General features: G+C 74.3%; 11 protein-coding genes. 2 read left to right on the top strand and 9 right to left on the bottom strand.

What is annotated here, in order from left to right; genetic code table 11:
- Positions 1-405 (top strand): VOC family protein (locus HCN52_RS16980; protein WP_245175223.1); only part of this gene is annotated, 405 nt, incomplete at its 5' end.
- A gap of 232 nt (positions 406-637) precedes the next feature.
- Here HCN52_RS16980 and HCN52_RS16975 read toward each other — a convergent pair.
- The 9 genes from HCN52_RS16975 to HCN52_RS16935 form a co-directional block, all read right to left on the bottom strand.
- Positions 638-1,162 (bottom strand): arginine repressor, encoded by a 525-nt coding sequence (locus HCN52_RS16975; protein WP_168089304.1) that lies wholly within the window; start codon positions 1,160-1,162, stop codon positions 638-640.
- Between the two features lie 37 nt (positions 1,163-1,199).
- The gene (locus HCN52_RS16970) at positions 1,200-2,450 is read right to left on the bottom strand and encodes an acetylornithine transaminase (protein ID WP_168089303.1); all 1,251 of its coding nucleotides are present in this window, start codon (positions 2,448-2,450) and stop codon (positions 1,200-1,202) included.
- The gene (gene argB / locus HCN52_RS16965; RefSeq protein WP_245175222.1) at positions 2,447-3,469 is read right to left on the bottom strand and encodes an acetylglutamate kinase; all 1,023 of its coding nucleotides are present in this window, start codon (positions 3,467-3,469) and stop codon (positions 2,447-2,449) included. Before argB ends, HCN52_RS16970 begins: the two co-directional genes overlap by 4 nt.
- Positions 3,466-4,617: a bifunctional glutamate N-acetyltransferase/amino-acid acetyltransferase ArgJ gene (argJ, locus tag HCN52_RS16960; RefSeq protein WP_168089302.1), complete on the bottom strand. Its 1,152-nt coding sequence runs from the start codon at positions 4,615-4,617 to the stop codon at positions 3,466-3,468. Before argJ ends, argB begins: the two co-directional genes overlap by 4 nt.
- Positions 4,614-5,642, bottom strand: a complete 1,029-nt coding sequence (gene argC / locus HCN52_RS16955) for an N-acetyl-gamma-glutamyl-phosphate reductase (RefSeq protein ID WP_168089301.1) — start codon at positions 5,640-5,642, stop codon at positions 4,614-4,616. Before argC ends, argJ begins: the two co-directional genes overlap by 4 nt.
- Positions 5,643-5,740: 98 nt before the next feature.
- Positions 5,741-8,146 carry an ATP-binding cassette domain-containing protein gene (locus HCN52_RS16950; RefSeq protein ID WP_168089300.1) on the bottom strand — a complete coding sequence of 802 codons (2,406 nt, stop codon included), beginning with the start codon at positions 8,144-8,146 and terminating at the stop codon, positions 5,741-5,743.
- 74 nt (positions 8,147-8,220) lie between these two features.
- Complete coding sequence (locus HCN52_RS16945; RefSeq protein WP_168089299.1) at positions 8,221-8,637, bottom strand: VOC family protein; 417 nt, start codon at positions 8,635-8,637, stop codon at positions 8,221-8,223.
- A 10-nt stretch (positions 8,638-8,647) separates the two neighbouring features.
- On the bottom strand, positions 8,648-9,103 hold the full coding sequence (locus HCN52_RS16940; protein ID WP_168089298.1) for a helix-turn-helix transcriptional regulator: 456 nt from the start codon (positions 9,101-9,103) through the stop codon (positions 8,648-8,650).
- A 97-nt stretch (positions 9,104-9,200) separates the two neighbouring features.
- Entirely contained in the window at positions 9,201-9,623 is a 423-nt protein-coding gene (locus HCN52_RS16935; protein ID WP_168089297.1) for a DUF5997 family protein, read from the bottom strand.
- Between the two features lie 53 nt (positions 9,624-9,676).
- Between HCN52_RS16935 and HCN52_RS16930 the strand changes: the two genes are divergently transcribed.
- Positions 9,677-10,482 (top strand): LysR family substrate-binding domain-containing protein (locus HCN52_RS16930; RefSeq protein ID WP_168089296.1); only part of this gene is annotated, 806 nt, incomplete at its 3' end.

Genomic DNA, 10,482 nt, shown 5'->3' with positions numbered 1-10,482 from the left:
GGCGCCGGCCGACCACCCGTCGGCCCGCGCCCACCCGGGAGGTCAGCGATGTCCGGCGAGATCACGTTCTTCGAGCTCGGTGTGGAGGACCCGGAACGGGCCCGTGCCTTCTACGGCGGTCTGTTCGGCTGGACCCTGGCGCCCGGACCGGACGGCGGTGGACTCACCGTCGAGGGCTCCTCGGTCCCGGGCGGGATCCACGGCGGCGACCCGGGCGCCTCCCCGTACGTGTTCTTCCGGGTCGACGACATCGACCGGGCGCTGGCGGACGTCCGGGAACTGGGCGGCACCGTGGAGGAGATGGACCTCGACGGCGACGCCGACCAGCAGGCGCGGTACGGCCGGTTCCGGCTCTGCCGGGACGACCAGGGGTCGCCGTTCGGCCTGCACCAGCCACCCGCCTGATCAGCCGCCCCGGCGCGGTGGCCGCGGCGCCGCCCTCGCCGCTCCGCGGTCACCGCGCCGGAGGGGTCCGGCCCTCTGAGCGTGGGAGACGCCGCGTCGGATCAGCTCACGGAGTAGGCTGCGGCGGCACGGCCGGGGCGCCCGCACACCGGGTCGGCTGCGGGCGCTCCCGACGACGCCGCAGCGGGCCGTAGCCGGCGTCGCGGGCCCCGCGTGGGGTCTCCCCACACTCTCAGCGCTCCTTCTGCGCCAGCCGCAGCAGATGGTCCGCCAGCGCCCGGCCGCCGTCCGGCTCCCGGCTGATCAGCAGCAGGGTGTCGTCACCGGCGATGGTGCCGAGCACCACGTGGAGCTCCGCCTGGTCGATGGCCGAGGCGAGGAACTGGGCGGCACCGGGCGGCGTGCGCAGCACCACCAGGTTGGCGGAGGACTCGGCCGAGATGAGCAGTTCACCCGCCAGGCGGGCCATCCGCTCCTCCTTCACCGACTCCCCCAACGGCGCCTGCGGGGTGCGGTATCCGCCCTCACTGGGGACGGCGTAGATCAGCTCCCCGGCGCTGTTGCGGATCTTGACGGCGCCCAGTTCGTCGAGGTCCCGACTGAGGGTGGCCTGGGTGACGGCGAGCCCGTCGTCCGCCAGCAGCCGGGCGAGCCGGCTCTGCGAGCGCACCGCCTGCCTGCCGAGGATGTCCACGATCCGCCGGTGGCGGGCGGCCCGCGTCTGCGGCACCGCCGGCCCGCTGTGCTCGTCGGTCATTCTGCCTCTCCGGCTCGTCGGCCCGCCGGCCGTCCGCTCACGACGCCGCGGTCGCCGCGTCGAGGACGCGCGGCAGCGCGCCGGCGAGGGCGTCCACCTCGGACTCCCCGACGATGAGCGGCGGCGCCAGCCGGACGACGTCCGGCGCCACGGCGTTCACCAGGAACCCGGCGTCCTGAGCCGCCTGCTGCACCCGGGGTGCCACCGGCTCGGTGAGCACGATACCCAGCAACAGCCCCGCGCCACGCACGTGGTGGACGAGCGGGTGCCCCAGTCCCTCGACCGCGCGCCGCAGCCGCTCGCCCGTGGTCCGCACGTGGGCGAGGAGCCCCTCGTTCTCGATGGTGTCCAGCACCGCGAGCGCCGCGGCGCAGCTAACGGGGTTGCCGCCGAAGGTGGAGCCGTGCTGGCCGGCGCCGAGCAGGTCGGCAGCGGCGCCGAAGGCGAGTGTCGCACCGATCGGCATGCCGCCGCCCAGCCCCTTGGCGAGGGTGATGACGTCGGGTTCCACACCGGCGGCCGCGGTGGCGAGCCAGTGGCCGGTCCGCCCGATGCCGGTCTGGATCTCGTCGGCCACCAGCAGCGTGCCGGTCGCGCGGGTGATCTCGCGGGCCGCCGCCAGGTAGCCGTCGGGGGCGGGGACGACGCCGTTCTCACCCTGGACGGGTTCGACCACGAAGAGCGCCGTCTCCTCCGTGACGGCGGCGCGCAGCGCGTCGACATCGCCGTAGGGGACGTGGGTGACCTCGCCGGGCAGCGGCAGGAAGGGCGCCTGCTTGGCCGGCTGCCCGGTGAGCGCCAGGGCGCCCATCGTCCGGCCGTGGAAGCCGCCCTCGGTCGCGACCATGTGGGTGCGGCCGGTGCGGCGCCCGATCTTCAGCGCGGCCTCGTTGGCCTCCGCGCCGGAGTTGGCGAAGTACACCGTGCCGGGCCGGCCGGCGATTCCCAGCAGGCGCTCGGCGAGCGCGACGGGCGGCTCCGCGGTGAAGAGGTTGGAGACGTGGCCCAGGGTCGCGACCTGCCGCGAGACCGCCGCGACGACGGCGGGGTGGGCGGTGCCCAGCGCGTTGACGGCGATCCCGCCGAGGAAGTCGAGGTAGACGGTGCCGTCGGCGTCCCACAGCCGGGCGCCCTCCCCCCGGACCAGGGGGATGCGCGGCGTGCCGTAGTTGTCCATCAGCGCGCCCTGCCAGCGGGCGGTGAGCGCGGCGTTGCCCCCGCTCGCGGCGGGCGCGGCGGGCGCGGCCGGCGGGTGGCCGGCCGCGCTGTCGGCCGGTGCGGTGGTCATACGGGAACCTCCTGCGCGGTGGAGGCGGCGGGGGTCCGGCGCCGGTCGTCGTCGGGGACGACCATCGTGCCGATCCCCTCGTCGGTGAAGATCTCCAGCAGAATGGAGTGCGGAACGCGGCCGTCGATGACGCGGGCGGTGCGGACGCCGTTGCGGACGGCGTGCAGGCAGCCCTCCATCTTCGGCACCATGCCGCTGGCCAGCGACGGCAGCAGCGTCTCCAGCTCGGCCGCGGTCAGCCGGCTGATCACGTCGTCGCTGTGCGGCCAGTCCTCGTAGAGCCCCTCGACGTCGGTGAGGACCATCAGCGTCTCCGCCCCGAGCGCCGCGGCCAGCGCGGCGGCGGCGGTGTCGGCGTTGACGTTGTAGACGTGCGCGTCGTCGGCCGAGCGGGCGATGGAGGAGACGACGGGGATGCGGCCGTCGGCCAGCAGCGCCTCGATGGCGCCGGTGTCGGTGGCGGTGATCTCCCCGACCCGGCCGATGTCCACCAGCTCGCCCTCGATGCGGGGCCGGTGCCGGGTGGCGCTGAGGGTGTGGGCGTCCTCCCCGGTGAGTCCCACCGCGAGCGGACCGTGCTGGTTGAGCAGGCCGACGAGTTCGCGCTGCACCTGCCCGGCGAGGACCATGCGCACCACGTCCATCGCCTCGGGGGTGGTGACCCGGAGTCCGGCGCGGAACTCGCTGACCAGGCCGTGCCGGTCGAGCTGCGCGCTGATCTGGGGGCCGCCGCCGTGGACCACGACGGGCCGCAGCCCGGCGTGGCGCAGGAAGACCACATCCTGGGCGAAGGCGGCCTTGAGGTCGTCGTCCACCATGGCGTTGCCGCCGAACTTGATGACGACGGTCTTCCCGTGGTGGCGGGTCAGCCAGGGCAGCGCCTCGATGAGGGTCTGCGCCTTGGGCAGCGCGGTGTGGCGCCGGGCGCCGGGGCGCTTGCCCGGGGCGGGGACGGCGGCCGGCGGTGCGGCGGCGGGGTCGGTGCCCTCGGTGGGGGCCGGGTTCGTGTGCTCGGTCATGAGGAGTAGGCGCTGTTCTCGTGGACGTAGTCGGCGGTGAGGTCGTTGGTCCAGACGGTGGCCGCCTGCTCGCCGGCGCGCAGGTCGGCGGTGATGCGGACCTCGCGGAACCGCATGTCGACCAGCGACCGGTCGGCGCCGGCGGCCCCGTTCTCGCAGACCAGGACGTCGTTGATGGACACGTTGAGCCGGTCCGGGTCGAAGACGGCCGTGGTGGTGCCGATGGCCGACAGGACGCGGCCCCAGTTGGGGTCCTCGCCGTGGACGGCGCACTTGAGGAGGTTGTTGCGCGCGATGGAGCGCGCCACCTCCACGGCGTCGTCCTCGGTCGCGGCGCCGACCACCTCGACGCGGATGTCCTTGGAGGCGCCCTCGGCGTCCTTGACCAGTTGGAGGGCGAGGTCGGCGCAGACCTCGCGGACCGCCTCGGCGAACTCGTCGGGGTCCGGCGCGACGCCGGAGGCGCCCGAGCCCAGCAGCAGCACGGTGTCGTTGGTGGACATGCAGCCGTCGGAGTCGACCCGGTCGAAGGTGGTGCGGGTGGCGGCGCGCAGCGCCCGGTCGAGCGTGGCGGAGTCCACGTCGGCGTCGGTGGTGAGGACCGCCAGCATGGTGGCGAGTCCGGGGGCGAGCATGCCGGCGCCCTTGGCCATGCCGCCGACGCTCCAGCCGTCGCGGCCGGCGACGGCGGTCTTGTGCACGGTGTCGGTGGTCTTGATCGCGATGGCGGCCTTCTCACCGCCGTGCTCGCTCAGCGCGTCGGCGGCGGTGGTGACGCCGGGCAGCAGCTTGTCCATCGGCAGCCGGACGCCGATGAGGCCGGTCGAGGCGACGGCGACCTCGGCCGCGCTGACGTCGAGCACCTCGCCGACGCGCTCAGCGGTGGCGTGGGTGTCCTGGAAGCCGAGGGGGCCGGTGCAGGCGTTGGCTCCACCGGAGTTGAGGACGACGGCGGCGACCGTGCCGCCCTTGAGCACCTGTTCGGACCAGTGCACGGGGGCGGCCTTGACCCGGTTGGAGGTGAAGACGCCGGCGGCGGCCCGGCGGGGCCCGCGGTTGACGACGAGGGCGAGGTCGAGCCCGCCGCTGTCCTTGATCCCCGCGGCGACACCGGCCGCGTGGAATCCCTTCGCCACGGTCACACTCATGGGGCCACTCCGGTGGTGGGAAGTCCGAGCTCCTCGGGGAGGCCGAGGGCGATGTTCATGCTCTGCAGGGCGCCGCCGGCGGTGCCCTTGGTGAGGTTGTCGACGGCGCACACCACGACGATCCGGCCGGCGTCCTCGTCGAGGGCGACCTGGAGCAGGACGTTGTTGGAGCCGGCGACCGCGCCGGTGGCCGGCCACCGGCCCTCGGGCAGCAGGTGGACGAACGGCTCGTCCGCCAGCGCCTTGGCGTAGCTCTCGCGGAGGGTGTCGGCGGTGACGCCGGCGCGGGCGCGGGCGGTGCAGGTCGCGAGGATGCCGCGCGGCATCGGGGCGAGGGTGGGGGTGAAGGAGACGGTGACCTTCTCCCCCGCCACCGCGGCGAGGTTCTGGGCGATCTCGGGGGTGTGGCGGTGGATGCCGCCGACGCCGTAGGGGCTCATCGACCCCATGACCTCGCTGCCCAGCAGGTGGGGCTTGGTCGCCTTGCCGGCGCCCGAGGTGCCGGAGGCGGCGACGACGACGGCCTCGGGCTCCGCGAGCCCGGCGGCGTAGGCGGGGAAGAGGGCGAGGGTGACGGCGGTCGGGTAGCAGCCGGGGACGGCGATCCGCCGGGTGGCGCGCAGCGCCTCGCGGGCACCGGGGAGTTCGGGCAGCCCGTAGGGCCAGGTGCCGGCGTGCGGGGTGCCGTACCAGCGGGTCCACTGCTCGGCGTCGCGGAGCCGGAAGTCGGCGCCGCAGTCGACCACGAGCACGGTGTCGCCGAGCGCCTCGGCGACGGCGGCGGAGTGGCCGTGCGGAAGGGCGAGGAAGACCACGTCGTGTCCGGCGAGGACCTCGGTGGTGGTGGGTTCGAGGACGCGGTCGGCGAGCGGCACGAGGTGCGGCTGGAGTGCGCCGAGGCGCTCCCCCGCGTTGGAGTTGCCCGTGAGGGCACCGATCTCGACCTCGGGGTGCGCGAGCAGCAGCCGGAGGATCTCGCCCCCGGCGTACCCGCTCGCTCCCGCCACCGCAGCGCGCACAGCCATGTCCTCCTCCACTCGAACCAGAAGGCATGACTATACGGACAGCTGCAGATATATGCAATACGCTGCACGCACCCTTGATCACCCGCCCGATCGGGGCCTCATGCGCCGACCCAGGCAGCCAGGTGCTCGCCGGTGAGGGTGGAGCGGGCGGCGACGAGGTCGGCGGGGGTGCCTTCGAAGACGACCTCACCGCCGCCGGTGCCGGCGCCGGGGCCCAGGTCGATGATCCAGTCCGCGTGCGCCATCACCGCCTGGTGGTGCTCCACCACGATCACCGACTTCCCCGCGTCGACCAGCCGGTCGAGCAGGTCGAGCAATTGCGCGATATCGGCGAGGTGGAGGCCGGTGGTCGGCTCGTCCAGCACCAGCACCCCGCCCTTCTCGCCCAGGTGGACGGCGAGCTTCAGCCGCTGCCGCTCCCCGCCGGAGAGCGTGGTGAGCGGCTGCCCGAGCCGCAGGTAGCCCAGCCCGACGTCGGCGAGCCGGCCGAGCACCCGGCCGGCGGCCGGGGTGCGGGCCGGGCCCTCCGCGAAGAACTCCGCCGCCTCGGCCACCGACATCGCCAGCACCTGCGCGATGTCCCGGCCCGCGAGCCGGTACTCCAGCACCGCGGGCTGGTAGCGCCTGCCGTCGCACTCCTCGCAGGTGACAGCGACCCCGGCCATCATCCCGAGGTCGGTGAAGACCACCCCGGCGCCGTTGCACCCGGGGCAGGCGCCCTCCGAGTTGGCGCTGAACAGCGCGGGCCCCACCCCGTTGGCCTTGGCGAACGCCTTGCGGATCGGGTCCAGCAGGCCGGAGTAGGTGGCGGGGTTGCTGCGGCGGGAGCCGCGGATCGGCGCCTGGTCGATCGAGACCACCCCGTGGCCGGCCGGGATCGACCCGTGGACCAGCGAGCTCTTTCCCGATCCGGCGACGCCGGTGACGACCACCAGTACGCCGAGCGGGATGTCCACGTCCACCTCGCGCAGGTTGTGGGTGGTGGCGCCGCGGATCTCCAGGGCGCCGCGCGGCGCGCGGACCGCCGACTTCGGTGCCGCCCGGTCGTCCAGGTGACGGCCGGTGACGGTGTCCGCCGCGCGGAGCCGGTCCACCGGGCCCTCGAAGCAGACGGTGCCGCCCTCGGAGCCGGCGCCCGGCCCCAGGTCGACCACGTGGTCGGCGATCGCGATCACCTCCGGCTTGTGCTCCACCACCAGCACGGTGTTGCCCTTGTCCCGCAGGCGCAGCAGCAGGTCGTTCATCCGCTGGATGTCGTGCGGGTGGAGCCCGATGGTGGGCTCGTCGAAGACGTAGGTGACGTCCGTCAGCGGGGAACCGAGGTGGCGCACCATCTTCGTGCGCTGCGCCTCGCCGCCGGAGAGGGTCCCGGTCGGCCGGTCCAGCGAGAGGTAGCCCAGGCCGATCTCCGCGAAGGCGTCGAGGGCCTCGCCCAGCGCTGCCGTCAGCGGCGCCACGGACGGCTCGTCCAGCGCGCGGACCCACGCGGCGAGGTCGGTGATCTGCAGGGCGCAGGCGTCGGCGATGCTGATGCCTGCCACCAGCGAGCCGCGGGCGCCCTCGCTGAGCCGGGTGCCACCGCAGTCGGGGCAGGCGGTGAAGGTGACGGCGCGGTCGACGAAGGCGCGGACGTGCGGCTGGAGGGCGTCACGGTCCTTGGACAGCATCGACTTGCGCAGTTTCGGGATCAGCCCCTCGTAGGTGAGGTTGACGCCGTTGATCTTCACCTTGGTGGGTTCGTGGTGGAGGAAGTCCGCCAGTTCCCGCTCGGTGTAGTGGCCGATGGGCTTGTCGGGGTCGAGGAAGCCCGAACCGGCGTAGAGGCGCACCATCCAGCCGTCGCCGGTGTAGCCGGGCACCCTGATCGCGCCCTCGGCCAGCGACTTCTCCGCGTCGTACAGCTCGGCCAGGTCGATGTCGGAGACGGTGCCGCGCCCCTCGCAGCGCGGGCACATCCCGCCGGCCCGGGTGAAGGTGCGCTTCTCGGTGCGGGCGTTGCCGCGTTCGACGGTGAAGGCTCCACTGGCCCGCACGGAGGGGACATTGAAGGAGTAGGCGTTGGGCGGACCGAGGTGGGGCCGGCCGAGGCGGCTGAAGAGGATGCGCAGCAGCGCCCCGGTGTCGGTGGCGGTGCCGACGGTGGACCGGGGGTCGGCTCCGAGCCGCTGCTGGTCGACGACGATCGCCGTGGTCAACCCGTCCAGGACGTCGACCTCCGGGCGGGCGAGAGTCGGCATGAACCCCTGCACGAAGGCGCTGTAGGTCTCGTTGATCAGCCGCTGCGACTCGGCGGCCACCGTGCCGAAGACCAGCGAGCTCTTCCCCGAACCCGAGACCCCGGTGAAGACCGTCAGCCTCCGCTTGGGCAGCTCCACCCGGACGTCGCGGAGGTTGTTGACACGGGCGCCGTGGACGCGGATCACGTCGTGGCGGTCGGCCGCCGCGCGCGCCGTTCCCGCGCCGGTCGCACCGGCCGTCCCGGCTCGGCTGTCGGCCCTGCTCATCGTCGTCGCTCCCACGGGGGTCGGTGCGGGCCGCGCCCCGGCGGCGCGGCCTCGCGGTCGGTGGTGCGGCCGCGTCAGCCGCGGCGCGGCTGGGTGAAGCGCAGCATGTTGCCCGCGGGGTCGCGGAAGGCGCAGTCCCGCACGCCGTACGGCTGGTCCATGGGCTCCTGGAGCACCTCTCCGCCGGCTGCCCGCACCCGCTCGAAGGTGGCGTCGCAGTCCTCGGTGGCGAAGATGACGCCGCGCAGCAGGCCCTTGGCGAGCAGTTCCGCCATGACGCGACGGTCCTCCGGTGCGGCGTGGGGGTCGGCCAGCGGCGGTTCCAGCACGATCTCGACGTCGGGCTGCGCGGGCGATCCCACGGTCACCCAGCGCATCCCCTCGAAGCCGACGTCGTTGCGGACCTCCAGTCCGAGGGCGTCGCGGTAGAAGGCGAGCGCGCGGTCGTGGTCGTCGACGGCGATGAAGCACTGCGAGAGCGTGATGTCCATGGTTCCGACGCTACGAGGGCCCGGCGGAATCCGCTTCTTCGATCCTGACCGGATCAGGCCGTCCGGCGACGGGGTCGGAGCGGCGCGGCCGGGTCGCGACCCTGGCGACGCAGGCCGGTACGGCGGCTCCCGCCGCGTGGTTGCGTGCCCGGTAGGCGCTCGGGCTCTCCCCCACCAGTTCGGTGAAGCGCGAGCTGAACGACCCGAGGGAGGTGCACCCGACCGCCATGCAGACCTCGGTGACGGTGAGGTCGCCGCGGCGCAGCAGCGCCTTGGCGCGCTCGACGCGCCGGGTCATCAGGTAGGCGTAGGGGGTCTCCCCGTAGGCGGCGCGGAAGCTGCGGGAGAAGTGGCCGGCGGACATCAGCGCGACGGCGGCGAGCGCGGGCACGTCCAGTGGTTCCGCGTAGGCGCGGTCGATGGTGTCGCGGGCGCGCCGCAGCCGCCGGAGGTCCTCCAGGTTCACCTCTCCAGCATCCCACCGCGCGGTGTCGCGCCGCCCGGCGGCCGGTGCGGACGGAGCCGGGAACGGAGTGGCGGCAGGACACGGCGGAGTGGTGCGGTCAGCCGCGCTTGGGACCGCCGGGGGCGTCCGTCTGCTCGGCGCGCTTCTGCTTGAGGCGGACCGTCTCACGGCGCACGTCGGCCTGCGTGCCGCGCTCGCGCTCCAGCCACTCCGGGCGCTCGTCCCGGAGCTCCTGGATCTGCTCGGTGGTCAGTGCCTCGGTGACCCCGCCACGGGCGAGCCCGGAGATGGAGACACCGAGCCGGGCTGCGACCACCGGGCGGGGATGGGGGCCGTCCCGCCGGAGGTCGACGAGCCACTGCGGCGGGTCCGCCTGCAGCGCTTCGTACTGCGCGCGGGTGACGGTGCCCTCCTGGAATTCCTCGGGGGTGGCGGCCAGGTACACGCCCAGCTTCTTCGCCGCCGTCGACGGTTTCATCGTCTGGCTGCTCTGCTGGGGCCCGGTCTGCTGCGACGTCATGGGACCAGGGTAGCGAGCGCCGGCGGCCGCGCCGTCGCCGGTAGCCTGGTGCGGTGACTGGTACCGGGGATCCGCAGACGTTCCGCCTCCTGTACGTGCCCGGCGTGACGCCGGGGAAGTGGGTGCGGATCTGGAACGAGCGGATGCCGGAGGTCCGACTGGTCCTGGAGCCCTCGCCGCCGGCGCTCGCGGCGGACGCACTGCGGGAGCTGCGGGCGGACGCCGGACTGCTGCGGCTGCCGGCCCAGCGGGCCGAGCTGAGTGTGATCCCGCTGTACACGGAGACCACGGTGGTCGTGGTGCCCAAGGACCACCTGGTGGCCGCGGCGGACGAGGTGACCTGCGCCGACCTCGCCGACGACATCGTGCTCCACCCGCAGGACGACACCCTGCCGTGGGAGGCGCCGCCCGGGCGCCCCGCGTTCCAGCGACCGGAGACCACCGAGGACGCGGTGGAGCTGGTGGCGGCGGGGATCGGTGTCCTGGTGGTGCCGCAGTCGCTGGCCCGCCTGCACCACCGGCGCGACCTGACCTACCGGCCGGTGACCGACGCGCCGCAGTCCGGGGTGGGTCTCGCCTGGCGGGAGGACACCACGACGGACGATGTGGACGACTTCATCGGGATCGTCCGGGGCCGCACCGCCAACAGCACGCGGGGGCAGCGGCAGCAGCGGACGGAGGTCGCGCAGCCCGAACGGCGGCGCGGCTCGCGCGCGGCCGCCGACGGGAGCGGGACCAAGGGGCGGGGTCAGGGCGCCACCGGCCGGCGCGGCGGTGCCGGCTCCCGGTCGGGCGCGCCCAGCTCGCGTCCCGTGCTGTGCTGCGAAGCCCGGATGTCGGCGAGCATCCGGAGGGACAG

Origin of the sequence: Streptomyces bohaiensis, assembly GCF_012033785.1 — a bacterium.
Taxonomy (GTDB): Bacteria; Actinomycetota; Actinomycetes; order Streptomycetales; family Streptomycetaceae; genus Streptomyces; species Streptomyces bohaiensis.
This window is presented reverse-complemented; position numbering and strand designations above follow the sequence as displayed.